The organism is Microlunatus sp. M237, assembly GCF_056896895.1.
In genome coordinates this window covers 622,163-647,452 of the sequence record NZ_JBXHBL010000003.1, presented here as the reverse complement: position 1 = coordinate 647,452, position 25,290 = coordinate 622,163, and the positions used below count along the sequence as shown (strand labels likewise).

The following is a 25,290-nucleotide window of genomic DNA, read 5'->3' as shown; positions in this document are numbered from 1 at the left end:
ACGTTCTCCCGCGCGACCATTAGTCTGCCCACCAGAAAGATCTGCAGCGCGAGCCGGTGGACGGCCGCCCACGGACGGAGACGATGATCCTGAAACAGTTGCTGGGTAGACGTCGAGAGTACGAGGCGGTGAGGCTGCTCCTCGAGTGCGCTCACGCCGGCCAGAGCGGTGTTCTCGTGGTGCGCGGGGAGGCCGGCATCGGCAAGACGGCGATCCTCGAGCTGGCCCGCGATCTCGGTGCTGAGCAGGTCCAGGTGGTGTCCGCGAGCGGGGTGGAGGCCGAGACCGAGTTCGCGTTCGCGGGGTTGCACCAGTTGTGTGCTCCACTGCTGCGCCACGCGGACATCCTCTCCGATCCGCAGCGCGAGGCGCTCCTCGTGGCCCTCGGGCGGCAGACCGGCCCCGCTCCCGACCTGTTTCTGGTCGGTCTCGCCGTCCTCAACCTCTGGTCCGATGCCGCGGACAAGCAGCCGCTGCTGTGCGTCGTCGACGACGTGCAGTGGTTCGACCAGGCCTCGGCCCAGGTCCTGGCCTTCGTAGCGCGTCGGTTGTCCGCCGAGCGAGTGGCGTTGCTGTTCGGCCGCCGCGAGACCGAAGAAGACCATCACGATCCCTTCCGGGGTCTGGCGGAGATCCACGTGGGACGGCTCTCCGATGCGGAGTCGCGCCAGCTCCTGGAGACGGTCACCAACGTGACGATGGACAAGAGCGTGCGCGATCAGATCATCGCGGAGGCGCGCGGCAATCCGCTGGCCCTGCTGGAGCTGCCCCGCAGCGCGCGACCCGAGCGGCTGGCCGGAGGCTATGCCTTGCCGTACGTCGCGGGTGTCCCGCGGCGCATCGAGGACAGCTTCCGGAGACGCTCCCGGGACCTTCCTCCCGACACGCAGGAGCTGCTGCTGATCGCGGCGGCCGAGCCCACCGGCGATCCGGCGCTGCTGGAGCGCGCCGCGGCCCGGTTGGATCTCGACGTCCAGGCAGCGGTGGCAGCCGAATCGGCCGGACTGTTGGAGATCGGCCCGGCCCGGGTGCGATTCGCCCATCCGCTCGTTCGATCGGCTGTGTACCAGGCGGCGAACCCCCAGGACCATCGACGGGTGCATCGCGCGTTGGCCGAGGCCACCGTAGCGTCCGATCCCGATCGCCGCGCCTGGCACCGTGCGCAGGCGGTGCAGGGGGTCGACGAGCAGGTCGCGGCCGAGCTCGAGGCGTCGGCCGTTCGCGCTCGATCCCGGGGTGGCTTGGCGGCGGCCGCGGCGTTCTTGCAGGGCGCGGCCGAGCTGACGCCGGATCCTGTGCTGCGCGCGAAGCGTTCGCTCGCCGCGGCACTCGCCAAGTACGAGGCCGGATCGTTCGACGAGGCCCGGCGACTGATCGAGGTTGCCGTCGACGTCAACCTCGAACCTCTCGACCGCGCTCGCGCTGTTCTTCTGCGCACCCGGATGGACTACCAGGAGGCCCGGCACAGCAGCCCGCCCAAGGCGTTGTTGGCGGTCGCCGCGGGGCTGGCTCCTCTCGACCCGGTGCTCTCCCGTGAGACGTACCTCGACGCGTTGGACGGAGCGATCGTCACCGGTGGTGTGGAACCGGGATGGGGTCCGCGGGTCGCGGCCGAGGCGGCGTTGAATGCTCCACCTGCGCCGACGCCACCGCAGCTGGCGGACCTGCTGCTCGACGGGCTGACGACCATGTACACGAAAGGCTACGAAGCCAGCGTCCCCGAGCTCCGCAGGGCACTGGATGCGATGGTCGCGCTCGAGCCGAGTGCCGATCTGGACGGCAGCCGCCGCTGGCTGGGGTTGGCCAGCCGGACGGCCATAGCGTTGTTCGACGACGACCTCGTCAACGCGCTGGCCGATCGGCACGTGGCGCTCGCCCGCGAGGCGGGCGCGCTGGCGACGTTGCCGACTGCCCTGCTCATCCAGTCGCTCATGGCGGTGCTCTCCGGTGATCTGGCCCGCGCCGAACTGGTGGCCGGCCAGACCTCGATCCTGGCGCCGTCGCGAGCCCTGCCGCAGCTGCACGCCCATCTGATCCTCGCCGCGTGGCGCGGGGCCACCGAGGAGGCGTCCGAGCTCCGAGCGAGCTTGGAGCGAGGGTCTCAAGGCCCCGCTCAGCGCACCGAGCGCCTCATGACCACGTACGCCATGTCGGTACTGCACAACGGCCACGGAGACTATGCGGCGGCACTCGAGGTGGCATTGCAGTCCTTCCAGGCCTCCGAGCTGTCCCACGGCAGTCTGCCCCACACCGAGCTCGTCGAGGCCGCGTGCCGCCAGGGCCGGCCAGAGCTCGCCGCCGAGGCGCTGGCTGAGCTCACCGCGCGCGCTCAGGCCAGCGGCACCTCGTGGGGCCTGGGGTTGGCGGCTCGCTCGCGGGCGCTCGTCAGCAGCGGATCGGAGGCCGAGGCGCTCTATCGAGAGGCGATCGAGCACCTGGCCAAGCCGCGGACGGCCGGCCACCTCGCTCGCGCCCATCTGCTCTACGGGGAGTGGCTGCGTCGGGAGGGTCGCCGTCGGGACGCGCGCGAGCAGCTGCGCACGGCTCACGGGATGCTCGCGGAGATGGGTGCCGCGGGGTTTGCCGAGCGGGCCGCGCGCGAGTTGCGGGCCACGGGCGAGCACCCGCGCCGGCGCGACGCCCAGGCGGCGGATGCGCTCACCGAGCAGGAGCTTCAGATCGCCCGACTCGTGGCCACGGGTGCGACCTCGAAGGAGGTCGGTGCGGCGCTGTTCCTCAGCCCGCGCACGATCGAGGCGCACCTGCGCAACATCTTCCGCAAGCTCGGCATCACGTCGCGCCGCCAGCTCGCCAAGGTGAAGCTGAGCTGACCCGTGGCGCCGGTGCGGCCCCGTGAGGACCTCGGCACTACGTAGGGGGTTACCTAGGCCGACGATGGCCTAGGCAACTAGGACAGGGACTTCTGAACCGCCCCGCAGATTCCGGAGGCTGAAGTTTGTGGCTCAGCCGGTTGGCGTGAGCTCGCTTCTTGCAGCGTAGTGAAGTTCCTCGGTGGCCATTCTAGGCGGTGCGCCTGCGGAAGCCGTCGAGGATGAGGCGCTCCTGACGCGTGAAGTCCGGCTGGCCAGGGCTGCTGCTGTACTGCCCGGCGGTCACCTGCTGTCAGAGGTCGGGGTGGCCATGGTTGCAGCCCGGCCGGATCGGTCGTCACGTCCTCGGTCAGCACGTACTGGCGGGAGCTGGTCTCCTGTTCAACCTTCCTCAAACTGATTAGCTCGGTGGGCGAGAGCACCCGATGCAGCGAGGAGAGATTCACATCGTCGGCCTCTTCGAGAGGGATGACTAGCAGCCGCTGAATGGTGGTCTGGATCAGGTCCGAGATGTCGGTGGTGTTGACGGCCATGGAGGGCTCCGGGAAACGGTGGGACGATGGCCGCTAGGCATCAGCCCGTCTGCGGAAGCCCGGGATCACCCGGTTACTCACCCGACGTATCGACAGGGAGCGCCCAGACGTGACGCCCCGGTGCTGTGGGGAGCGCCTCGACCTCCACTTGGTGGGCGCCGGGAATGCCCGCGAGAAGCGGCAGGCCCTGCTCCCTCGACGGGCAGGTTCCGTCGGCGGGGGGTGCGGTGCAGGATCAGGGCCAGAGCCGAGGTCCTCGTCGTCCTCGACCCCCGGACGACGGGCTGACCTGCACGCTGATCGTCGTCGTACAGCCTGAGGGCGGTGCTGTTCTCTGTCTCGACGCCGATCCAGCGCATGAATTCCTCCCTGCGGTGAGCCGGTGCGATCCGTTGCTCTCCTAGGCCGATCGTGTGGCGGCCGTGTCCGCCTCACGGGCCGGTCGACGAGGTGATGGGGCCGAGCGCGATGGGGTGGAGCACGTCGACGTCGTCGTGGTCAAGGAGGGCAGGTGGAACGGGACCACGTTGTCCGCCGTGTCCGTGTCGGCGCCGTCGTCCGCACGGTTCAGGCCGCTCGCCACGGACTGGAGCGCTTCCAGGAACGATCGAGCGCTCGGGAACCGGTGGTTCGGGTTCTTGGCGAGTGCTGTGAGGAGCACCGTGTCGAGGGCCGGAGGAATTTCGGGGCGGTAGGCGCTGGCGCGCCGGGGGTCCTGGTGCACGTGCTGGTAGGCGACGGCCACCGGGTCGTCGGCGACGAAGGGCGGCCGTCCGGTCAGCAGCTCGTAGAGCAGGCAGCCCGCGGAGTACAGGTCGCTCCGGGCGTCGGCGATCTCGCCGCACACCTGCTCGGGGGAGAGGTACTGGGCGGTCCCGAGCAGCGCGTGGGTCTGGGTCGCCATGTCGCCAAGCTCATCTCCGACACGCGCGATCCCGAAGTCCACGACCTTGATCCGGCCGTCGGTCGTCACCATCACGTTGGCGGGCTTGATGTCGCGATGGACAATCCCTGCACGATGGCTGAACCCGAGCGCCGACAGGACCCCCACCAGATGTTCGATCGACTCCTCCAGCGTGAGCGCCCTCTCGCGGAGGCGGGCCCGCAGTGACTGGCCAGCGACGTACTCCATGACGATGAACGGAACCTTCGGCTCGTCCGCCCGGCTGCCGTCGACGTACTCATGTCCGACGTCATGAACGGTGACGATGCTGGGGTGGTTGAGGCCGGCGACTGCCTGCGCTTCGCGCCGGAACCTGGATCGAACCAGCGGGTCACGGGCGAGGTCTCCGTGGAGCACCTTGACGGCGACCCAACGCCCCAGACAGAGGTCACGACCCCGGTGAACAACGGCCATGCCGCCACGGCCCAGGACGTCGCGGAGCTCATAGCGGCCGCCCAGCACGCGATCTGTGCTCATGAGGTTTCTTTGCCTTTCTGATGGTCAGCGCGTGCCCGTGGTGCGTCGACGTCAGATGGTTCGTCCGGTCTGGATGCGCCGCGCAGGGCCGCGGAGCTCGGATCCGCCAGGGTCCGGAGGCCCGGTGCTGGCGACGTCCTCAGCCTCACACCGGCGGTCGTGCCCTCGCGTCGGTGACAACCACCTAGGTCTTCACGCCCTTGCGCCTCCGAGAATTTCGGGGGTGGCGGGGGATGACCGGGCGCGATGGCCCCGCGTCAGTGCCCTCTACCTAGCCATGGGCTCTGACGGTGCCCCACGTCGGTCCGCAGTGAGGCGCTGCCGGCTGTCCTTGACCAGCCGGACCGCGCTGGCCACCGCCCAGCAGAGCTCCTCAGAGACCTGGGCGCCGAAGCGACCGCTTGCGCAAGCTCGGCATCCGCTCACCTCGCGAGCTCCAGATCTTCACCGTCGCGAAACGGGCGGCTCCCGAGATCGGTGGCTTCTACCGACGCGAAGGCCGGGCGTCGTCGGCCAGCCTGGCAGGGTGTACGCGTATCCCTTCCCCCACCCCTTGTGGGCAGGTCCGCCGTCGACGACCCCGACGGCCGGCCGACCCCGCCGTTGCGGCGGACCGCCTCGGCGTACGGCTGTGAACGGAAGATGAAGGTCTTCATCATCGGAGTCAGTGGGGCCGTCGGTGGGTTGCTGGCGGGGAACCTGATCGGTCGGGGCGACGACGTCGCTGGGCTGGTGCGTCGTGAGGAGCAGCGAATAGATCTGGCTGCGCAGGGTGTCGAGGCTCACGTGGCTGAGCTCACGGACCTGACGGCCGACTCGCTCGCCCCGATGCTCACCGGGGCTGACGTCGTCGTCTACACCGCAGGGTCGAACGGCGGCAGGAGGGAGATCACGGCCGCCATCGACGGCGAGGGTGTGGTGACTGCTCTGGAGGCAGCACGCCTGGCTGGTGTGACTCGCTTCGCGCTGCTGTCCGTGCTTCCGGAGGCCGGGCGCGAGCTCGACCTCGGCGAGGAGGTGGAGTTCTACTTCGCGGTGAAGAAGCTGATCGACGTCACGGTCAGTATGAGCGACCTGGACTGGCTGATCCTTCGGCCGTCCCTGCTGGTCGACCGCACCGGGATCGGGAGGGTTTCGCTCGGCCCGGCGCAGCCCCACGACGAGATCTCACGACAGGACGTGGCCGACACGCTGGCGGAGCTGGTCCACGAGCCTCGGATCCGCAGGCGGATCCTCGAGCTCACTCAGGGCTCGACCCCGATCGCTCGGGCGGTGCGGGCGAACGTCCCATGACCGACCGGGTCGTCTGCTTCCGAGGACCGCAACCGCGACGGGCTCCGGGAGTGCCTGACCGTCGCCCGCAATCCCACGCGGCCCGGGCCGTCCGACTCATCCTGGGCTCGAGCCGCGGACCTGCTCCTCTGCCAGCCTGCTGGCTCGCTTCATCACGTTGATCTGAGCCTGGTTGTACAGCGCCGTCACCGACTCCATCCCTGTCCTGGCGGTGGTCTCCTCGTCCTTCAACAGGCGCGCCCCGGGTGCCTTCAGCCACGGGTAGTCGGTCATGGCTCTGGCGAATGGGCCGGCGAGCTCCTCAGCCAGACGGTCACGGGTCGCCGAGACTGATCGGCTGGCGTCGGCGGCGCGGTATACGTGATGGCGGGCGGGACGTGCGACATGGGGGTGGGGTGGCCTCTCAGGCGTCAGCCGCGGCGGGTAGCGCCGCTGCCACGGCGGCAGGTGGTCGGAGGTGGGCTTGGGCCTCGACGTGGAGTGCTCCGGTGAGGCCAGCGCTTGGGTCGGTGTGTGGGATCGATACCGGGTGGAGCGTGGTTCGACACAAAATACGAGCCGTCTCGTCTCGTGTCAAGACGAGCCGTCTCGCGTCTTGGAGTACGTTGTAACGGTGACATCGCCCCAACCTGATGCCTCCCGACGCAACGAGCGTTCGCGGCAGGCGATCCTGGCAGCAGCGATCGACCTGGTCGCCGAGCTCGGATACGCGAAGACTTCGATCGAGGGCATCGCCCGCCGAGCCGGAGTCGGCAAGCAGACCATCTACCGGTGGTGGCCCTCGAAGGGCGCGGTCGTCCTCGAGGCGTTGAACGAAAGCCTGGCGGCCGTCGTCGATTTTCCCGACTCCGGCGACATCGTCGAGGACCTGCGGGTTCAGATGACCGGGGTGAGCGAGCTGTTCAGGACCGAGCTCGGAACGGTTTACCAGGGGGTCATCGCCGCCGCCCAATCTGACCCGGCTCTGTCCCGCGCGCACATCGATCAGATCATCGAGCCAGCCGTCGTCGCTGGCCGTCGGCGCTTTGCCGTCGTGCAGGAGCGGGGCGAGCTGCGTTCGGATATCGACACGCAGGCGATGATCGACATGCTCTGGGGAGCGCTCTACTACCGACTGTTGCTGCACGTGACACCGCTCGAGACCCGACAGGTTGACGAGGTCCTCAAGATCGCGTTCGAGGGACTGCGTCAGCCGGCGGTGCCCTGACCGAACCTCACTGCCACAGGTCCTGCGCCGGTGGCGGAGCGTCCAACAGCGCCGACCACCGCCACCGAGCACCCGGCGCAGGGCTCGTTAGACGTAGCGGCGGCTCACCCGACTCGCGGCATGGTAGGCGAGGGGAAGCGAGGACCGCAGACGCCGCGGCCAGGGCGAGTCCCAACAGGCTGAGTTCTCAGCAGTCCCATGGCCGTCGCGCGCCATCGACCCTGTCAACGTGCACGGTCCGCCACGCCTGATCGCACGCCTGCACGCCCACCGAGGACTCCACCCGGAACCCCGACCACGCCGCGGCCTCGCGGGCCTGCTCGAGCAGCGCCGTCGTGCCGATGCCCGCCTCGGCGCGCACCACCAGCACCCCGTTGCGCCCGCCCTGGGCCTGCTCGAGCGCTCCGCGCTCCTGCCCAGCAGGCCGCCCAGGGTCGCTCGCCGCCCCCGAAACACGGCACTAGGTGATGACCACCGACGCGAACCACCGATGGCCATCGCCGGAGCACGGTGACGGGGCGGTGACCGGCGCAGCCATCGGGACATCTCACCGACGCGATGACGCCCCGGCCGGTGCGAGCCTGATCACACACCAACGAACCGGCGCCCGCGAGCCACGTGACGCCTTCGTGTCACCCGAGAGAAGGTCGGACTTGAATCCCATCGAGCGTACAGTCGACAGCTTCCAGGAGCTCGTCACCCAGGTGCCCGAGATCCTCCAGCCCGTCATCGTGATGGCCGCAGCCGCGATCCCGTTCGTCGAGGGTGAGGGCGGAGCCGTCATCGGCATCCTCGGCGGTCTGAATCCCGTCGTCGCAGCGGTTGCAGCGGCCGCGGGCAACTTCCTGTGTGTGCTGCTCGTGGTCGTGGTCACCTCACGCGCCAGGACGGCGGTCGTCGACCGGCGACGCAGCCCGGTCACGGTGGGCGGAGGCGGTGCGCGACCGGACTTCGACGACAAGGCGTTCCGGCCGACGTCGGTCACCAAGCCAGAGTCGAAGGGGCGTCAGCGCTTCAACCGGTACCTGGTCCGCTACGGGGTCCCTGGCGCGAGCCTCCTCGGCCCACTCGCCATCCCGACCCAGTTCACGACGGCGATCCTCGTCGGCGGCGGGACCCCACGCCGGTGGGTCCTGCTCTGGCAGGCCGTCTCGATCGTGATCTGGACGACGATCGCCGCCGTCGCCGCGTGGGCCGCGCTCACCTTCGTCGTCGGGTCCTGAGGCGTGCCCGAGCAGCACCGACCGGTCGCCGGAAGCGTGGCCACTGCCCGGTCGAGCAGTCGACACAACGGAGAACGAGCAGAGGGTGACCGAGGCCAGCACCCTCATGAAGCGCCGCGCCACCACCCGGTGACGCCGGTCGACTGCTCGCGGTTCGGCATCTCGTCGGTGAGGTCAGCGGACGCCGCGCCACGGCCGCCGTGCGCATCGAACGCGACGCCCGCACTGGCACCTCGGTCTCGATCGAAGAACTCCGCACCGCCATCGCGGACGAGCCGCTCTTCCGGTTCGTCCTCGGGCGAGAGGCAGAACTACTGCGGTCCCCTCGCCGCCGGCGATCCTGCCAGTTCAGGGTCCTCTCGGCCCGGGGGCCAGCCACTGAGCAGGGACTATTCACCGCGACGTCGAGCCGCGGACGTGATGGTCACCCCGAGGAGTGTCTCCGCGGACCGACATGGGCGCCCCTCGCTCGACTCCGTGGTCGCCAAGGCTCACCGAAGACCGCGACCAGTGCGTCCGAATCGCGCACGGCCTCCGCGAGGCACGGCAGTCCGCCGCCGGGGGTGGGGGAACGACTCCCTCGCTCGCGCCGCCAGGTCCCGGCACGAGTCCACGGCCCTCGCCTGAGCAACGACTGCGGCACCACCCCGACCGCACACCTACGAAGAGAGGAACCACATCATGGGATTCATCACCGTCGGCGAGGAGAACAGCACCCCCATCGACGTCTACTACGAGGACCAGGGCGCGGGACAGCCGGTCGTGCTCATCCACGGCTACCCGCTGGACGGGCACAGCTGGGAGCGTCAGACCCGTGAGCTCCTGGCCTCCGGTCACCGCGTCATCACCTACGACCGACGCGGTTTCGGCCAGTCGGCCAAGGTGGGCGTCGGCTACGACTACGACACGTTCGCCGCGGACCTGGACGCCGTGCTGACGGTCCTCGACCTGCGCGACGTCGTCCTGGTCGGGTTCTCGATGGGCACCGGTGAGCTCGGCCGTTACGTCGCCAGGTACGGCACTGAGCGCGTCGCCAAGCTCGCGTTCCTCGCTTGCCTCGAGCCCTTCCTCGTGCAGCGCGACGACAACCCCGAAGGCCTGCCGCAGCAGGCCTTCGACGACATCGTGACGGCAGCAAGGGCCGACCGTTACGCCTGGTTCACGCAGTTCTACCGAGACTTCTACAACCTGGAGGAGACCCTCGGGTCGCGGATCAGCGAGGACGTGGTCCGCGCGAGCTGGAACACCGCCACCACCAGCGCCCCCGTCGCGGCGTACGCGGTCGTCCCGAGCTGGCTCGAGGACTTCCGCGCCGACACCGAGGCGGTCCGCGCGGCCGGGCTTCCCACGTTGATCCTCCACGGCACCGCCGACAGGATCCTGCCCGTCGACGTCACGGGTCGGCGGTTCCGGGACCTGGTCCCGCACGCCGACTACGTCGAGATCGCCGGCGCCCCCCACGGGCTGCTGTGGACGCACGCCGACGAGGTCAATGAGGCGCTGCTGCGTCTCCTTGCGAGGTGACCGGCAGATGACCGCCGACCCGGCGACAGGGTGGCTGGCCCCTCTCAGCTGCCGCCTCATGGGGAGCACGGGGTCCAGGTCGAGGAGCTCTGGGCCGTCGACCACGACACCGCCACCGGGGTGTGGCCGGGCTTGACCGAGTACGGCGCCGCGTGCGAGTGGCCCACGGTGAGCCAAGCCGGCTGGTCGCCCGACCTCGCCGGCTCTTCATTTCACAGCACATCACATCACATCGAAAGGCAGTCATGACAGCGGAACAGCTTTATCGCCAATCTCGCGGGATGAAGCGAGGAGATGGTCGTCCCGGCGGCGGAGTGCCGGGTGGTATCCCTTATCACCTGGTGCTCAGCCAGAGCGTGAAGGGACGTGGAATATGGCGCGGCATCCTCGCCATCGTGCTGCTGCACGCGGGCCTGCTGGGATTCGGCGCCGTAGCCGCACAGATCGGCGGCCAGATCGACCTCCTGCTTGGGCGGGACAGCATCGTGACCGGGGGTACGGAGTTCACCACCGTGACGTTGGCCAGCACATTCGCCTCCAGCGCGTTGCTGATCCCGTGGAGCATGCTCATCCAGCGCTGGTTGTACGGGGTCGAGGGGCCTTCCCTGCACTCCGTGGCCGGGGTGTTCCGTGCCGCCGTGCTGGGTCGGGCAGCCCTTGTGCTGGTGCCCGTCTGGGCTGTCTACATGGTGGTGCTGACTGTTCTCCAGCCTGCTGCCGTGGTCGACTGGTCGGTCGGCGATCTTCTCCTCATGTTCGTGGTGACGATCGTCGTGATCCCGTTGCAGAGCGCGGGAGAGGAGTACGGCTACCGAGGGCTAATCTTTCGCGTTGCGGCCAGCTGGGGGAGGGGTGCCCGTTCCGCGCTGATTATTGGCGTGATCGTCTCGGCGCTGCTGTTCGCCACGATCCACCTGTCCACCGACCCGTGGCTCAACCTCCAGTTCCTGGCCGTGGGTATCACCTTCGCGCTCATCACGTGGCGCACGGGCGGTCTCGAGACGACAGTCGTGCTGCACGCGGCGAACAATGCGATTGGGATGATGCTCGCGTTGGTGCTGCACGCCGACCTCAACGCGACGACGGACCGCTCGGCCGGCGCCGGCTCGATAGCCTTCGTGATCCCCGTGGTCCTCCTGGCGACGATCACCGGAGTCATCTGGCATCGCTCGCGACGGACCGGGCCCGCGCTGACTCCACCCAAGAGGAACGCCGTGAGGAACGACCAGAACCGGCAAGAAGTCAGCGTTCACGACAACGCTGACCAGGGGCCGATGTGATGGGTGCCGTCGAGGACGCCCCCGGCGGTTTTCCCTGGACGAGGACGTGGGGCCGGCATCAGCGCGAGAGCGGATCTTCTGCCAAACCGTGGTCTCAGCCCAGTCTGCAGGCCCCGCCCCTATGGGCGCTTGCGTCAATGGCAGCCTCGAGAGGAACAGCGAAGGCGCTTGCCTAGAGTCTCAGAGTCTGTGCATTACCTGAAGAGGAGCCGATCTCCATGGGGGGAGCAGGCGGTAGCCGACCCTGGTGCGGAGCACGCAGTAGCCGGCGAGTCTGTACCTCTCATCGTGTGCTTGCTCTTCTTGCACTGCCGCAGGGGGCCCGATCCGCCCTGATGCCCCACCGCAACAGCACCGCCAGCACCCGCGAAGCCGAAGAGCGATCCGGCTTCTCCCCGAAAGCTGGGAGTACTAAGCCCGGGCCGACACCAACAGTGGGCGCGTCGTGGTGCTGGACGAGGCACTGTGTAAGCAGTGGAGCTGCTCCTCAGGCGCGCCCCAGCCGCACAGCGCCTCACCTAGCCACGGCTACTCGGCACCTCACGGGTTGATCGACTCTTGCGAGCCGATCCGCGGTGTGCGACTGATGGTCGTGGTTGATCAACAGGCCTAACAGCAGGGTGCCCCTTCGCTTCGCCTGTGGAACTGTCTTCGCCTAGCGTTCGAGGTGCTGACCAGGAGAGTAGGGGAGTCCTCGTGGACCGAAACGAGAACAGGACGGCGTTGGTTGTAGGCGCCTCGCGCACCATCGGGCTTGGTTTGTGCCGAGAGCTCGTCCGCCGCGGTTGGCACGTCATCGGCACCGTGCGCGGCAGCGGGAGGACAGCGCTGCACGAGGTCGCGGACTCATACGACGGGGATCTCGAGGTGGAGGTCCTGGACATGAGCGACCAGGGCCAGCTGGGTTACCTGCGGCAACGGCTGAGCGGTCGTCACTTGGACCTGTTGTTCGTCAACGGGGCGATTGCCAACGACGACGACGAGCTGCCACGGGTGTCAACCGAGACGTTCATCGAGGTGATGGTGACGAACGCCCTGTCGCCGATGCGGGTGCTTGAAGCCCTGGGCGATCTCGTGCCCGGCACCGGGACGCTGGGGGCCCAGGCGCGGGACTTGGTTAAACGAAACGTTGCGGTCCTAGTCGACCCTCCTAGGGGGCGTGCGGGGCGTCCATCGAAGGCGCTCACCGTTGAGGAGGCCCACCGTTTGATGGCAGCGGCCGATGCCGACGAGGGGATGCGGTGCTACATCATCATGTCGTTACTCACGGGCGCTCGGACCGAGGAACTTCGCGCCCTCACGTGGGCACACGTCGAACTCGGTAGTGAGCCCAACACCGTTGCGTTGTGGCGATCGGTGCGGGCGACTGGTGATACCAAGACCCGACACTCACGCCGCACGATCGAGCTGCCCGCGCGAGCCATCGAGGCGCTCCGCACGCATCGCCAAGGGCAAGTGGAGGCTCGTTTAGCCGCGGGAGAGCGCTGGCAGGATCTCGATCTGGTGTTCAGCACGAGCGTGGGGACACCCTGGACGCCGCCAACGTCCGTCGTGCCTTTCGGCGGGTCGTGGCGAGGGCAGGACTGGACGCTCAAGCGTGGACGCCACGTGAGCTGCGCCACAGCTTCGTCTCGTTGCTGTCCAGCACAGGTATGAGCATCGAGGACATCTCGCACCTCGTGGGGCACGCCAGCAGCCGGGTGACCGAGCTCGTCTACCGCAAAGAACTGCGCCCCGTGCTGACGCGAGGCGCGAGCGCAATGGATGCACTGTTCCCGAGCAACGAGACGGGAGGTAGGTAAGCACTTAGGTAAGCAGGGCCTTGCGGAGGGTCGGAACGCTACGAACCCTGACCTCGAACAGCCCTCTGACCAGGGGTGTTGCTGGTGGGCGATACTGGGATCGAACCAGTGACCTCTTCCGTGTCAGGGAAGCGCGCTACCGCTGCGCCAATCGCCCGAGGTGGAGACGGGATTTGAACCCGTGTACACGGATTTGCAGTCCGTTGCCTCGCCTCTCGGCCACTCCACCACAGTCTTGGGATTCTCCCCAATTGTGGAGTGAACTCCGAGCGGACGACGAGACTCGAACTCGCGACATCCACCTTGGCAAGGTGGTGCTCTACCAACTGAGCTACGTCCGCATGCTCACGATCCGGGAGGCGTTCCGCCGCCTGGATCAGCGCGCTGGAAAACCATAGCCGAGCCGAGCGCGCCTGTCCAAATCACCCCCGTGTAAGCCAGTCCCAGCGCCGCTGGCCGTCGCGTTCTAGGCTGGGGGACATGACCACAACGACCTCGCCGGCACCGCTGACCGACTCGCTACGGCTGTGGATCGACGGCACAGTGCTGGACAACCCGCACGAGGCTCGGATCGCGGCCACCGACCACGGGCTGGTGGTGGGCGACGGCGTCTTCGAGGCGCTGAAGGTCACCGCGCTGGGACCGTTCACGGTGGGTCGCCACCTGGACCGGATGACCCGCTCGGCCCGAGCCCTCGGCCTGCCCGACCCGGACCACGAACTGATCCGCTCGGCGATCGACGCGGTGCTGGAGGGGCGGACGTTCACCGATGGCAAGATCCGGATCACCTACACCGGTGGTCGTGGGCCACTCGGCTCGCAGGCCGCCTTCGGCCCGCCCACCCTCGTCGTGGCCGCCGACTCCCGCGTCCGCTCCGACCCGTCCGCCGCCATCGTGACCACACCGTGGCGCCGCAACGAGTTCGGCGCCCTGACCGGGGTGAAGTCCACCTCGTACGGGGAGAACGTCCGCGGGCTCGCCTACGCCGACGAGCAGGGCGCCTCCGAAGCGATGTTCCTCAACACCGCAGGGATGGTCTGCGAGGGCACCGGCTCCAACGTGTTCTGCGTCTTCGGCAACCGGATCGTCACCCCGCCGCTGACCTCAGGCCCGCTGGCCGGCATCACCCGCGACCTCGTCCTGGAGTGGTACGACGTGGTCGAGGAGGACCTCACCCTGACCCAGGCCCACGCCGCCGACGAGGTCTTCATCACCTCCTCGCTGCGCGACATCCAGGCCGTGCACCGCTGGGACGCCGTCACCTGGGAGGCGCCCGGCCCGCGGACCCGGGCCATCGCCGAGGACTTCATCGCCCGGTCGGAGTCCGCGCTGGAGGTCTGAACCGCCGCTCCCATCTCCCGCGGCGCGGCGAACGCGCCATGGGCGGATACGAGTTCGAACCACCGCGGGAGATGGGATATGGTTGGCGACGCGCCTCGCGAGAGGCACACGACAGCGGGCGATTGGCGCAGTGGTAGCGCGCTTCGTTCACACCGAAGAGGTCACTGGTTCGAACCCAGTATCGCCCACCCGCCTGAGCCCTCGTTGCCACCGCGCAACGGGGGTTCAGTTGTTTCATCAGGCTCATCCCGCCGCCCGGACACCGGTCCAGGCGCCGCCGCACAGGAAGGAAGTCGTCGTGTCCGGTTCGATCACCGTGGTCCGCGCAGGTCAGTCGCACTCGCAGGAGATCACGGAGACCACCACCGGCCTCGACCTCTTCGGTGACGACCGCACCGTCGTCGCGATCCGGGTGGACGGCGAGGTCCGCGACCTGCACCTGCCGCTCGGCGACGCCACCGAGGTCCAGCCGGTCGAGATCGGCTCCGACGAGGGCCTCGCCATCCTGCGCCACTCCGCCGCGCACGTGCTGGCCCAGGCGGTCCAGGCCGGCTATGACGCCAAGCTCGGCATCGGTCCGCCGATCGTCGACGGGTTCTACTACGACTTCGACCTCGCCGAGCCGTTCACGCCCGACGACCTCAAGGCGCTCGAGAAGTCGATGCAGCGCATCATCAAGGAACGGCAGCGCTTCCGGCGCCGGGTCGTCACCGACGACGAGGCGCGCGCCGAGCTGGCGGAGGAGCCGTACAAGCTGGAACTGATCGGGCTCAAGGGCGGCTCGAGCAGCGACGACGGCTCCAACGTCGAGGTCGGCGCCGGCGAGCTGACGATCTACGACAACCTGCGTCGTGACGACTCCGTGGCCTGGAAGGACCTCTGCCGCGGCCCGCACGTGCCGCACACGGGCTACATCCCGGCCTTCGCCGTCACCCGCAGCTCGGCTGCCTACTGGCGTGGCAACCAGGAGAACGCCCAGCTGCAGCGCGTCTACGGCACGGCCTGGCCGAGCCGCGACGAGCTGAAGGCGTACCAGACTCGGCTGGAGGAGGCCGCCAAGCGCGACCACCGCAAGCTCGGCCTGGAGCTTGACCTGTTCTCGTTCCCCGACGAGCTGGGCTCCGGCCTGCCCGTCTTCCACCCCAAGGGCGGGGTGATCAAGAGGGAGATGGAGGACTACGTCCGTCGCCGGCACATCGAGGAGGGCTTCGACTACGTCGGCACCCCGCACATCTCGAAGGAAGGCCTGTTCCACACCTCGGGTCACCTTCCGTACTACGCCGACGGCATGTTCCCGCCGATGGAGCTGGAGAACGCCGAGTATCGCCTCAAGGCGATGAACTGCCCGATGCACAACCTGATCTTCCGCTCCCGGGGCCGGTCCTACCGCGAGCTGCCGATGCGGCTGTTCGAGTTCGGCTCCGTCTATCGCTACGAGAAGTCGGGCGTGGTCCACGGGCTGACCCGGGTCCGCGGCATGACCCAAGACGACTCACACTCCTACGTCACGGCCGAGCAGGCGCCGGGTGAGATCAAGCACCTGCTCAACTTCGTCCTCAGCCTGCTGAAGGACTTCGGCCTGGACGACTACTACCTCGAGCTGTCCACCCGCGACCCCGACTCGGACAAGTTCATCGGCTCCGACGAGGAGTGGGAGACGGCGACTGCGGTGCTGGAGGCCGTCGGCAAGGAGTCCGGGCTCGAGCTGGTGCCCGACCCGGGTGGCGCGGCGTATTACGGCCCGAAGATCTCGGTCCAGACCCGCGACGCCATCGGTCGCAGCTGGCAGATGTCGACGATCCAGTACGACTTCAACCAGCCGGCCCGGTTCGGACTGGAATACCAGGCTGCTGACGGCACCCGGCAGCAGCCGGTGATGATCCACTCGGCCAAGTTCGGTTCCATCGAGCGGTTCATCGGCGTGCTCACCGAGCACTACGCCGGCGCCTTCCCGCCCTGGCTGGCCCCGGTCCAGGTCGTCGGCATCCCGGTGGCCGGTGACTACACGGACTATCTGTTCGACGTGGCCGCTCGCCTCAAGAAGGCCGGCGTACGGGTCGACGTCGACGCCTCCGACGACCGGATGCAGAAGAAGATCCGGACGGCGCAGAAGGCCAAGGTGCCGTTCATGCTGATCGCCGGCGGCGACGACGTCGCGGCCGACGCCGTCTCCTTCCGCTTCCGCGATGGCTCCACCGACAACGGCGTACCGGTCCAGGACGCGATCGACCGGATCGTCGCGGCGATCGCCGACCGCGCCCAGGTGGTCGGTGCGAGCGACCTCCAGGCGTACTCCGCGGGGGATCTCCAGGAGTCCGGCTCCGGGGCAGTTCCTCGTTCCGACGCCTGACAAGGGAGACTGTGCAGATGGCTGATCCCGAGTTCGTCGACGAGCGCCCGCTGGCCGGCACGCCGGACGCTTTCGACCGGCTGTGGACCCCACACCGGATGGCCTACATCCAGGGCGAGAACAAGCCACCGTCGGCGGACGCGGGGGAGTGCCCGTTCTGCCTGGTTCCGGCCCGCGACGACGAGGACGCGCTGATCGTGCACCGTGGCGAGCAGGCCTTCGTGGTGTTGAACCTCTACCCGTACTCGCCGGGGCACCTGCTCGTCTGTCCCTACCGACACGTCGCCGACTACGTGGACCTGACTCCGGCGGAGACGCTCGAGGTGGCCGAGCTCACCCAGCAGTCGATGCGGGTGCTCCGAGCCGCCAGCGCGCCGGCCGGCTTCAACCTCGGGCTGAACCAGGGCGCAGTGGCGGGCGCCGGCATCGCTGCGCACCTGCACCAGCACGTCGTTCCGCGCTGGGCCGGCGACGCCAACTTCTTGCCGGTGATCGGACAGACCAAGGCGTTGCCCGAGCTGCTGGGCGACACCCGGGACCGGGTCGCGCGGGCCTGGACAGGGCTGCAGGCCTGATGCTCGAGCGTTTCCGCAATCGTTGGGCCAAGATCCTCGGCCCGGTCGCCCGCTTCCTGCTGGCCCGGGGCGTCTCACCTGACCTCGTCACGGTGATCGGCACCGCCGGCGTGGTGGCCGCGGCTCTGATCTGCTTCCCCCGCGGCTGGCTGTGGCAGGGCGTGGTGGTGGTCACCTTCTTCGTCTTCTCCGACATGCTCGACGGCCAGATGGCGAAGGTCAGTGGCAAGACGAGCAAGTGGGGTGCCTTCTTGGACTCCAGCCTCGACAGGTTCGGCGACGGCGCGGTCTTCGGTGGTCTGCTGCTGTGGTTCGCCGGTCCGCGTGACTCGCTGCTGTGGACCGCCGTCACGCTGGCGGCCCTGGTGATGGGCCAGCTCACCTCCTACGTCAAGGCCCGGGCCGAGAGCCTCGGGTTCACCTGCCGCGGCGGTCTCGCCGCCCGAGCCGACCGGCTGCTGATCATCCTCGCCGGGACCCTGCTGGCCGGGCTCGGTGTGCCGTACGTCCTCGAGGTCGCCGTCGCCGCGCTCGCCGTGGCGGGCGTGATCACGGTCGGTCAGCGGTTCGGTCAGGTCCGGCGGCAGGCCAAGCTCGGCGATGTCCAGCCGGTCTGACCGCCTGGTCCGCTCGCTGATCCACCTCGGTTGGCGGCTGGGCCCACGGCTGCCCTGGGGCCTGCAACGGAGTCTCGCGCGCGCCGGCGGCTGGGTTGCCACCCAACGACCACCCGCAGCAGTGGCGGTGCTGCGGCGCAACCTCGAGGTCGTCACCGGTGCTGCGGTGGACGACTCCTTGGTGCAGCGCGCGGTGGAGAGCTATCTGCGGAACTTCTTCGAGGGGTTCTCGCTGCCCGGCTGGGGCCCCGCCGCGGTGCGACAGCGGGTGACGACCACCGGCGAGGAGCACCTGCGTTCGGCGTACGCGAGCACGGGGGCGGTGGTGGCCCTGCCGCACAGCGGCAACTGGGACCTGGCCGGGGCCTGGGCCTGTAGCACCGGGATGCCGGTGACCACGGTGGCCGAACGGCTGGCCCCCGACGAGTTCGCCGAGTTTCTCGCGTTTCGTGAGGGCCTCGGCATGCGGGTGCTCGCCCACGACGACCCGGGCGCCATGTCTGAGCTGGCCTCGGCGGTTCGCTCCGGCCGGCTGGTGTGCCTGGTCGCGGACCGCGACCTCGAGGGCACCGGTCTGCCAGTGACATGGGGCGCCACCGGGGCCGTCGTGCGGATGCCCGCGGGACCGGCCATGGTCGCTCGCCGGACCGGCGCCGCTCTGGTTCCTGCCGTGTGCCGGTTCACGGCCAGCGGGATGCAGATCAGCTTCGCCCCGCCGGTGCCGGCCGCGCCCGGACGCGCCGGTCTGGTGGCGATGACCCAGCAGGTGGCCGACTTCTTCGCGGACCAGATCGCTGCGCAGCCGCAGGACTGGCACATGTTCCAGCCATTCTTCGACCAGCTCGCCGTCCCCGCCTCGGGAGGGGACGCCGGATGAGGATCGGGATGGTGTGCCCGTACTCCTTCGACATCCCCGGCGGGGTGCAGAACCACGTGCTCGGACTGGCCCGCCACCTGCATACCCGTGGGTACGACCCGGCGATCCTCGCGCCCGGTGAGCTGCCTGACGCGACTGTGGGCCGCGATCCCTGGCTGGCTGACCGGTTCACCTCCGCAGGAACCGCGGTGCCGGTGCCGTACAACGGGTCGATCGCCCGGGTGAACTTCGGTCCGCTGAGTGCCGCCCGCGTGCGCCATTGGCTGCGTACGCAGGCGCTCGATGTGCTGCACCTGCACGAGCCGATCACCCCCAGCATCGCGATGCTGGCCCTGTGGGCGGCTGAGGTGCCGGTGGTCGCCACGTTCCACACCGCCACCCCGCGGTCTCGCACCATGGCCTTGGCCGGTGGCGCCCTCCGCGGCGCGATCGAGAAGATCGACGCGGGGATCGCGGTCTCGGAGTCCGCCCGTGAGGTCGTGGTGCGCCATCTCGGGCGCGACGCCGTGGTGATCGGCAACGGCTTCGACCATGCCGAGTTCAGCTCCATCGACCGTCGGACGGCCGGCAGAGGCGACCGAGCCCCCCGGGTCACCTTCCTGGGCCGGGTGGACGAGCCCCGCAAAGGCCTCGACGTGCTGCTGGCTGCGCTGCCGCTGCTCCGGGCGGCGATCGGCGATGTCGAGCTGGTGGTCGCCGGACAGGGGACCCGTACGCTCCCGCCGGGAGTCGGGCCGCTCGTTCGCCCCGACGACGCCGAGCGGGCCCGGCTGCTGGCCTCCTCCGACGTGTTCGTCGCCCCGCACCTCGCGCGGGAGAGCTTCGGCCTGGTGCTGTTGGAGGCGATGGCTGCCGGCGCGGCGGTGGTCGCGTCCGACCTGCCCGCGTTCCTCGACATCCTCGCCGGGAATGCCGAGCACCCGGGACCGCTCGGGCAGACGTTCACCACCGGCGACCCGGCGGCCCTGGCCGCGGCCGTCGCCCGGGTGGCCACGGCTGCCGACCCGGTGCGGACCGCGGCGGCGCGCGACTTCGCCCGGCGCTACGACTGGGACCGGATCGCCGCGCAGATCACCGAGGTCTACCGAGCGGTCGCCGGCGGTTCGCCGGTCGCGGAGCTGCCCCGGCGGACGGGGACCCGATGACCGGCGGATGGTGGTGGCTGGCGCTGTTTCTGGTCGCCGGCCTGCTGCTCGGTTGGCGGCTGAGCCGGCTCGCCACCCGGTTGGACCGGGCCCATCGGCGGGCGGAGCGCACCTGGTCGATGCTGCGGTCCGCACTGGACCGCCGGGCCGAGCGGGTGCTGGAGCTGGCCACGGTCGAGGTGTTGGACCCGGTCAGCGTGCTGCTGGTCCGCGACGCCGCCGACCGGGCGCTGGAACCCGGATCTGGTCACGGTGATCGGGAGCGGGCCGAGAGCACGCTGGGTCAGGTGGTCGCTCTCGTCGGCCTGACCGGGCTGGAGGAGGAGCAGCGGCAGGCCGCGCTGGCTCGGCGGCTGCACAACGACGCGGTCTCGACGGCGCGTACGCTTCGCGGCTCCCCGCTGGTACGCCTCTTCCGGCTCGCCGGCCGCGCCGCCGAGCCGCAGTCCTTCGAGATGGCCGACGATCCGCTGGCGGCGGTCTGGGTGCACAGCGCGCCGACCGCCGGGGCCGCGGCCGGTCACGACAACGCAGCCGATCGGCACGCGGTGGGTGGACACCTGCACCCGGTCGGACGCCGGGCCAATTAGTCTGAAGAAGCGACGCAAGGAGGAACCGTGCCCACCGACGCAGTGACCAGGCCCAACCCGTCCGGGTTCGACACGGACCGGGTCTGGACGCTGCCCAACGTCCTGAGCCTGTTGCGGCTGGCCGGGGTGCCGCTGCTGCTGTGGCTGATTCTCGGGCCACGGGCGGATGTGATCGCCGTGCTGGTCCTGATGGTCGCCGGATTCACCGACTGGCTGGATGGGTTCCTGGCCCGCCGCTGGAACCAGCGTTCGCGGTTGGGGCAGATGCTCGACCCGATCGCCGACCGCTTCTACATCCTGGCCACGCTGATCGGCCTAGCCATCCGCGACATCATCCCCTGGTGGCTGGTCGCGGTTCTGGTCGCCCGCGACGTGGTGATCACGCTGCTCGTGCCGGTGCTGAAGACCCGCGGGTTCTCGTCGCTGCCCGTCCACTTCCTCGGCAAGGCTGCCACCTTCAATCTCCTCTATGCCTTCCCGCTCGTGCTGCTCGGGGCAGGCGACGGCACCTTCGCGCTGGTCGCCCGGGTGCTCGGCTGGGCGTTCGCCCTGTGGGGGACCGGGCTGTATTGGTGGGCCGGCTGCCTCTACATCGCGCAGACCGTCAAGCTGGTCCGCGACTTGCCGCCGGTCCGCCGTCGGCCCGTGACCGGATGACCAGCCCACCCGACTCGCCGAAGCCGCGGCGTTCGCGGTCGGCCGAGTCCAGCGGACCCGACAGCGGTTCGCGGCCGGTCGACGCGAGCATGGACCTGCTCAACTCGATCATCCGCCAGCCGGTCGACCCGGACTATGCCATCGTCGCCGCGCGCGGCGCCCCACGGTCGGCCGGTCGGCTGCAGCTAGTCGTGGTGGCGGTGCTGATCGGCGCCCTGTTCGCGGTCGCGGCGCTGCAGACGAACCGGACGGCACCGGTGCTGGCGGGGGAGCGGACCGAGCTGATCCGTCGGATCCAGACCGCCGAAGCCGAGCAGGACCAGCTCCAGGCCCGGGTCACCACGTTGTCCGACGAGATCGCGGGTCTGCGGGCGGCGGCCCTCGGCGCCGACAGCACCGCACGGCGGCTGCAGAGCCAGATCAACGCCCTCGATCCGGTGGTCGGCAACGTGGCCGTCAAGGGACCCGGCCTGTTGGTGGTGGTCGACGACGCGCCGACCGGGACCGAGGAACACCGCGACCGCGTCTTGGACATCGACCTCCAGGCACTCGTCAACGGCCTGTGGCAGGCCGGGGCTGAAGCGATCGCCATCAACGGGCACCGGCTGTCCGCGCTGACCGCCATCCGCGGCGCCGGCGACGCCATCACCGTGGACTACCGCTCGCTCACCCGGCCGTACCGGATCGAGGCGATCGGTGACCCACGGACCATGGAGGCCCGTTACGTGGAGTCGGCCGGCGGGATAGCCTGGAACGAACTGGCCCAGAACCGTCGGATGAGATACGAGATCAGCAGTGTGGATGAGATGACCCTGGCCGCCGACCCGGGCATGGTGCTGCGTTACGCGAAGAAGGCCAAGTCATGATCCCGCTGCTCGGACTGCTCGCCGGCATCATTCTCGGACTGCTGCTCGAGCCGACCATCCCGCAGGCGCTGCAGCCCTATCTGCCGATCGCCATCGTTGCCGCCATGGACGCGTTGTTCGGTGCCTTCCGGGCCTACCTGGACGGCAACTTTACCGACCGGGTGTTCGTCGTGTCGTTCATCTCCAATGTGCTGATCGCCGCAGCCATCGTCTACGTCGGCGACCAGATCGGGGTCGGCTCGCAGCTGTCCACCGGCGTGGTCGTCGTGCTGGGCATCCGGATCTTCACCAACGCGGCGGCGATCCGCCGGGCGCTGTTCCATGCCTGAGCCCCGACGCCGCCCGCCCGCCCGGCCCCGGCACGCGGCGGTCAACCCCCGCAGAGGGCTGAACCGACGACCCGGCAGGTCGCGGCCGGAGCAGGCCGAAGGCGCCGAGCCCGCCGTCGACGAGACGACCACGGCCGCCGCCGCATCGTCGGAGGACCAGACCGCGCCGGGTGAGACGGCGACAGCGGGCCAGGCTGCGACAGAACAGGCGGCGACGGAACAGGCTGCGACGGCTGGCCAGACCGGGTCGGCGGACCCCGGATCTCGGCGTCGGCGGCTGCTGCGGTCGCTGGTGCATCCGGGGCGTGGTCAGATCATCGCCGCGGTCATCTTGTTCGTGGTCGGGATGGGTGGGGTGATGCAGGTCCGCATCAACACCGCCGACGACGCCTACACCACCGCCAGGCGGGAAGACCTGATCCAGCTGCTCGACGGCCTCGGTCAGGAGTCGCGCCGGCTGGAGGGCGAGATCGCGGACCTGGAGCGGACCAAGACCAACCTCCAGTCCGGGGCCGACACGCAGCGGGTGGCCCGACAGGAGGCGGAGAAGCGGATCGAGGTGCTCTCCATCCTGGCCGGCACCGTACCGGCTGAAGGCCCCGGCATCCGGATGCGGATCACCGACCCCGGCGGCAAGGTCAACGCCGATGTGGTCCTCGACGCGGTGGAGGAGATGCGAGACGCCGGCGCGGAGGTGATCGAGATCAACAACACGGTGCGGGTGGTTGCCTCGACGTGGTTCGGCACCGGCTCGTCCGGACTCGTCGTGGACGGCAAGCCGGTGTCGGCGCCGATCACCATCGAGGTCATCGGCGACCCCCACAGCCTGGAGGAAGCGGCCCGGTTCCGGGGCGGTATCGTCAGCGAGATCACCGGACCGGGGATCGGCGGGTCGGTGCAGATCGAGCAGCTGAAGCGGGTCGTCGTCGAGTCCTTGCACACTCCCACGGCCAATCAGTACGCTCAGCCGGCAACGCCGCCACCAACCCCCCGCTGAGCACCACCTCGAGGAGCAGTACGTGTCCAACTTTCCCGAAGACCTGAAATACACCTCGGAGCACGAGTGGGTCCGTAGTGGCAACGGCAGCACCGTGCGGGTGGGCGTCACCGACTACGCCGCCGAGCAGCTGGGTGACATCGTCTTCGTCTCATTGCCCGCGCTGGGCGAGGCCGTGGCGGCCGGGGACGCCTGCGGTGAGCTCGAGTCGACCAAGAGCGTCTCCGATCTGTTCTGCCCGGTGTCCGGCACGGTGGCCGCGATCAACGAACAGCTGAACAGCACTCCGGAGACCATCAACTCTGACCCTTACGGTGACGGTTGGCTGTTCGAGGTCGAGATGGACGCGGACGCGGATCTGGAAGACCTGCTCGACGCCGACGCGTACGCCGAGGAGGTCAGCGCCTAAGATGACCGCATCCCGGCGGCGCCAGCCACGGCCGGGTGGCAGCGCGGCTGTGGTGCAAGCCCTACACTCTCCACCACACCTCGACATCGCCGAGGTCTGAACCGAAAGTCGAGTCTCATGCCGTACTGCACGAACTGCGGGCACGACAATCCCGACAGAAGCAACTTCTGCGGGCAGTGCGGTGCGCCACTGTCTGAACAGTCGGCGCCGGAGAGCTCTGAGCGGGCGGCGAGCGGAGACACGACCAAGACCATCCCGGCCATGGTCGAGGATCGCGAGGACGGCGCTCTGAGCGTCGAGGAGGAAGCGGCCGTCAAGGCGTTGCCGTCGGGGTCCGCACTGCTGATCGTCCAACGCGGTTCCAACGCGGGCAGCCGGTTCCTGCTGAACACCGACTCCGTCACCGTGGGTCGGCACCAGAGCGCGGATATCTTCCTCGACGACATCTCCGTCTCTCGCAAGCACGCGGTCTTCACCAGGACTCCCGAGGGCACGATGCTGAAGGACCTGGGCAGCCTCAACGGCACCTACGTCAACCGTGACCTGGTCGAGGAGTGCCTGCTGCGCCACGGCGACGAGGTGCAGATCGGCAAGTTCCGGCTGGTCTACTTCGCGAGCGCCCAGGGCGTCGAGTAAGGCTTCGCGACCACATGCCAGCGGCCCAGCCGAGCCTGCGCAGCATCGGACAGGTGCTCGCCTCGCTCAAGGGTGACTTCCCCGACATCTCGATCTCCAAGATCCGGTTCCTGGAGAGCGAAGGGCTCGTCTCACCTCAGCGCGCGCCCTCGGGCTATCGACGCTATTCGCTGGAGGACATCGACCGGCTGCGCTACATCTTGTCGGTGCAGCGCGACCACTACCTGCCGCTGAAGGTCATCCGCGAGCACCTGGATCTGATGGACCGGGGCATGCAGCCGCCGGCCCTGGACCCGCTGCGACCCGTTCCGCCGCCGGCGCCGGCCTCGCCGCCGCCGGGTCGACCGGCCCCCGCGGCCGCGCCCGCTTCCACTGCCAAGAAGCCGCTGCGGCTGACCCGCCGCGACCTGCTCGAGGCGAGCGGGATCAGCGAGGCCGCGCTGTCGGAGCTGGAGCGGACCCAGATCGTCCAGACCAAACGCGGCACCAACCACTACGGCCGCGAGGCGCTGACGCTGGCCATCGCCGCCAAGAAGATGGCCGAGTACGGCATCGACGGCCGCCACCTGCGCGCCTTCAAGATGTCGGCCGACCGCGAGGTCGGGCTGGTCGAGCAGGCCATCGCGCCGCACGTACGTCGAGCAGGGGGCAACCGCGATGTCTCCGGCGAGGTCACCCAGCTGGTGATCAGCTTCCACGCAGCGCTGGTCCGTACGGCCATGGACCGCTGACTGCAGCCCACCGGACCGGCTCGCCGGCCGGGCTTGTCTGCTGGGCTTGTCTCCCCG

Annotated in this window: 25 protein-coding genes, 4 tRNA genes and 1 pseudogene; 24 read left to right on the top strand and 6 right to left on the bottom strand. The window is 69.2% G+C overall.

Annotation, left to right across the window (positions count from 1 at the left end):
* The first annotated feature begins 83 nt into the window (after positions 1-83).
* A complete protein-coding gene (locus tag AC1XX3_RS14075; protein WP_483321761.1) occupies positions 84-2,831 on the top strand; it encodes an ATP-binding protein in 2,748 nt (915 codons plus the stop codon).
* A gap of 933 nt (positions 2,832-3,764) precedes the next feature.
* Here the strand turns inward: AC1XX3_RS14075 and AC1XX3_RS14070 are convergent.
* Entirely contained in the window at positions 3,765-4,784 is a 1,020-nt protein-coding gene (locus tag AC1XX3_RS14070) for a protein kinase domain-containing protein (RefSeq protein WP_483321760.1), read from the bottom strand.
* Positions 4,785-5,339: 555 nt separating this feature from the next.
* Between AC1XX3_RS14070 and AC1XX3_RS14065 the strand changes: the two genes are divergently transcribed.
* Positions 5,340-6,077, top strand: coding sequence for an NAD(P)H-binding protein (locus AC1XX3_RS14065; protein ID WP_483321759.1), 738 nt, complete (start codon positions 5,340-5,342; stop codon positions 6,075-6,077).
* Positions 6,078-6,173: 96 nt separating this feature from the next.
* On the opposite strand, the gene AC1XX3_RS14060 is transcribed toward AC1XX3_RS14065, so the two are convergent.
* Entirely contained in the window at positions 6,174-6,350 is a 177-nt protein-coding gene (locus AC1XX3_RS14060; RefSeq protein ID WP_483321758.1) for a hypothetical protein, read from the bottom strand.
* Positions 6,351-6,690: 340 nt separating this feature from the next.
* On the opposite strand from AC1XX3_RS14060, the gene AC1XX3_RS14055 reads away from it, so the two are divergent.
* Positions 6,691-7,284, top strand: a complete 594-nt coding sequence (locus AC1XX3_RS14055; protein WP_483321757.1) for a TetR/AcrR family transcriptional regulator — start codon at positions 6,691-6,693, stop codon at positions 7,282-7,284.
* A gap of 187 nt (positions 7,285-7,471) precedes the next feature.
* On the opposite strand, the gene AC1XX3_RS14050 is transcribed toward AC1XX3_RS14055, so the two are convergent.
* Positions 7,472-7,648 carry a hypothetical protein gene (locus AC1XX3_RS14050; protein ID WP_483321756.1) on the bottom strand — a complete coding sequence of 59 codons (177 nt, stop codon included), beginning with the start codon at positions 7,646-7,648 and terminating at the stop codon, positions 7,472-7,474.
* A gap of 289 nt (positions 7,649-7,937) precedes the next feature.
* Here AC1XX3_RS14050 and AC1XX3_RS14045 point away from each other — a divergent pair, with 289 nt between their 5' ends.
* The 5 genes from AC1XX3_RS14045 (at position 7,938) to AC1XX3_RS14025 (ending at position 13,113) form a co-directional block, all read left to right on the top strand.
* Positions 7,938-8,507, top strand: coding sequence for a hypothetical protein (locus tag AC1XX3_RS14045; RefSeq protein WP_483321755.1), 570 nt, complete (start codon positions 7,938-7,940; stop codon positions 8,505-8,507).
* A gap of 681 nt (positions 8,508-9,188) precedes the next feature.
* Positions 9,189-10,031: an alpha/beta fold hydrolase gene (locus tag AC1XX3_RS14040; RefSeq protein WP_483321754.1), complete on the top strand. Its 843-nt coding sequence runs from the start codon at positions 9,189-9,191 to the stop codon at positions 10,029-10,031.
* A gap of 245 nt (positions 10,032-10,276) precedes the next feature.
* Positions 10,277-11,311 (top strand): CPBP family intramembrane glutamic endopeptidase, encoded by a 1,035-nt coding sequence (locus AC1XX3_RS14035; RefSeq protein WP_483321753.1) that lies wholly within the window; start codon positions 10,277-10,279, stop codon positions 11,309-11,311.
* A gap of 696 nt (positions 11,312-12,007) precedes the next feature.
* Positions 12,008-12,967, top strand: coding sequence for an SDR family NAD(P)-dependent oxidoreductase (locus tag AC1XX3_RS14030; RefSeq protein WP_483321752.1), 960 nt, complete (start codon positions 12,008-12,010; stop codon positions 12,965-12,967).
* Positions 12,880-13,113: a tyrosine-type recombinase/integrase gene (locus AC1XX3_RS14025; RefSeq protein ID WP_483321751.1), complete on the top strand. Its 234-nt coding sequence runs from the start codon at positions 12,880-12,882 to the stop codon at positions 13,111-13,113. Before AC1XX3_RS14030 ends, AC1XX3_RS14025 begins: the two co-directional genes overlap by 88 nt.
* Positions 13,114-13,195: 82 nt before the next feature.
* On the opposite strand, the gene AC1XX3_RS14020 is transcribed toward AC1XX3_RS14025, so the two are convergent.
* The 3 genes from AC1XX3_RS14020 to AC1XX3_RS14010 form a co-directional block, all read right to left on the bottom strand.
* Positions 13,196-13,270 (bottom strand) — tRNA-Val (locus AC1XX3_RS14020).
* 1 nt (position 13,271) lies between these two features.
* Positions 13,272-13,342: transfer RNA gene (locus AC1XX3_RS14015), tRNA-Cys, on the bottom strand.
* A gap of 39 nt (positions 13,343-13,381) precedes the next feature.
* Positions 13,382-13,454 (bottom strand) — tRNA-Gly (locus tag AC1XX3_RS14010).
* A 139-nt stretch (positions 13,455-13,593) separates the two neighbouring features.
* Here AC1XX3_RS14010 and AC1XX3_RS14005 point away from each other — a divergent pair.
* The 16 genes and pseudogenes from AC1XX3_RS14005 (at position 13,594) to ftsR (ending at position 25,233) form a co-directional block, all read left to right on the top strand.
* Complete coding sequence (locus AC1XX3_RS14005) at positions 13,594-14,454, top strand: aminotransferase class IV (protein WP_483321750.1); 861 nt, start codon at positions 13,594-13,596, stop codon at positions 14,452-14,454.
* Between the two features lie 116 nt (positions 14,455-14,570).
* Positions 14,571-14,642, top strand: a tRNA-Val gene (locus tag AC1XX3_RS14000).
* Between the two features lie 110 nt (positions 14,643-14,752).
* On the top strand, positions 14,753-16,804 hold the full coding sequence (gene thrS / locus AC1XX3_RS13995; RefSeq protein WP_483321749.1) for a threonine--tRNA ligase: 2,052 nt from the start codon (positions 14,753-14,755) through the stop codon (positions 16,802-16,804).
* 17 nt (positions 16,805-16,821) lie between these two features.
* Positions 16,822-17,379: an HIT family protein gene (locus AC1XX3_RS13990; RefSeq protein WP_483321748.1), complete on the top strand. Its 558-nt coding sequence runs from the start codon at positions 16,822-16,824 to the stop codon at positions 17,377-17,379.
* Entirely contained in the window at positions 17,379-17,996 is a 618-nt protein-coding gene (gene pgsA, locus AC1XX3_RS13985) for a phosphatidylinositol phosphate synthase (RefSeq protein WP_483321747.1), read from the top strand. The genes AC1XX3_RS13990 and pgsA overlap by 1 nt, the downstream gene beginning before the upstream one ends.
* Positions 17,980-18,873 (top strand): phosphatidylinositol mannoside acyltransferase, encoded by an 894-nt coding sequence (locus AC1XX3_RS13980; protein WP_483321746.1) that lies wholly within the window; start codon positions 17,980-17,982, stop codon positions 18,871-18,873. The genes pgsA and AC1XX3_RS13980 overlap by 17 nt, the downstream gene beginning before the upstream one ends.
* Positions 18,870-20,018, top strand: a complete 1,149-nt coding sequence (locus tag AC1XX3_RS13975) for a glycosyltransferase family 4 protein (RefSeq protein WP_483321745.1) — start codon at positions 18,870-18,872, stop codon at positions 20,016-20,018. Before AC1XX3_RS13980 ends, AC1XX3_RS13975 begins: the two co-directional genes overlap by 4 nt.
* A complete protein-coding gene (locus AC1XX3_RS13970; RefSeq protein ID WP_483321744.1) occupies positions 20,015-20,608 on the top strand; it encodes a hypothetical protein in 594 nt (197 codons plus the stop codon). Before AC1XX3_RS13975 ends, AC1XX3_RS13970 begins: the two co-directional genes overlap by 4 nt.
* A 27-nt stretch (positions 20,609-20,635) precedes the next feature.
* Positions 20,636-21,265, top strand: coding sequence for a cardiolipin synthase ClsA (gene clsA / locus AC1XX3_RS13965; protein ID WP_483321743.1), 630 nt, complete (start codon positions 20,636-20,638; stop codon positions 21,263-21,265).
* The gene (locus tag AC1XX3_RS13960; protein ID WP_483321742.1) at positions 21,262-22,131 is read left to right on the top strand and encodes a DUF881 domain-containing protein; all 870 of its coding nucleotides are present in this window, start codon (positions 21,262-21,264) and stop codon (positions 22,129-22,131) included. The genes clsA and AC1XX3_RS13960 overlap by 4 nt, the downstream gene beginning before the upstream one ends.
* Entirely contained in the window at positions 22,128-22,460 is a 333-nt protein-coding gene (locus AC1XX3_RS13955) for a small basic family protein (RefSeq protein WP_483321741.1), read from the top strand. The genes AC1XX3_RS13960 and AC1XX3_RS13955 overlap by 4 nt, the downstream gene beginning before the upstream one ends.
* On the top strand, positions 22,453-23,457 hold the full coding sequence (locus AC1XX3_RS13950; RefSeq protein WP_483321740.1) for a DUF881 domain-containing protein: 1,005 nt from the start codon (positions 22,453-22,455) through the stop codon (positions 23,455-23,457). The genes AC1XX3_RS13955 and AC1XX3_RS13950 overlap by 8 nt, the downstream gene beginning before the upstream one ends.
* Before the next feature lie 22 nt (positions 23,458-23,479).
* Positions 23,480-23,866 (top strand): glycine cleavage system protein GcvH, encoded by a 387-nt coding sequence (gene gcvH / locus AC1XX3_RS13945; protein WP_483321739.1) that lies wholly within the window; start codon positions 23,480-23,482, stop codon positions 23,864-23,866.
* A gap of 117 nt (positions 23,867-23,983) precedes the next feature.
* Positions 23,984-24,055: pseudogene (locus AC1XX3_RS13940) on the top strand (zinc-ribbon domain-containing protein); the annotation flags it as partial.
* 72 nt (positions 24,056-24,127) lie between these two features.
* Positions 24,128-24,502: an FHA domain-containing protein gene (locus AC1XX3_RS13935; RefSeq protein WP_483322111.1), complete on the top strand. Its 375-nt coding sequence runs from the start codon at positions 24,128-24,130 to the stop codon at positions 24,500-24,502.
* Positions 24,503-24,516: 14 nt separating this feature from the next.
* The gene (gene ftsR / locus AC1XX3_RS13930; protein WP_483321738.1) at positions 24,517-25,233 is read left to right on the top strand and encodes a transcriptional regulator FtsR; all 717 of its coding nucleotides are present in this window, start codon (positions 24,517-24,519) and stop codon (positions 25,231-25,233) included.
* The last annotated feature ends 57 nt before the right edge of the window (positions 25,234-25,290 follow it).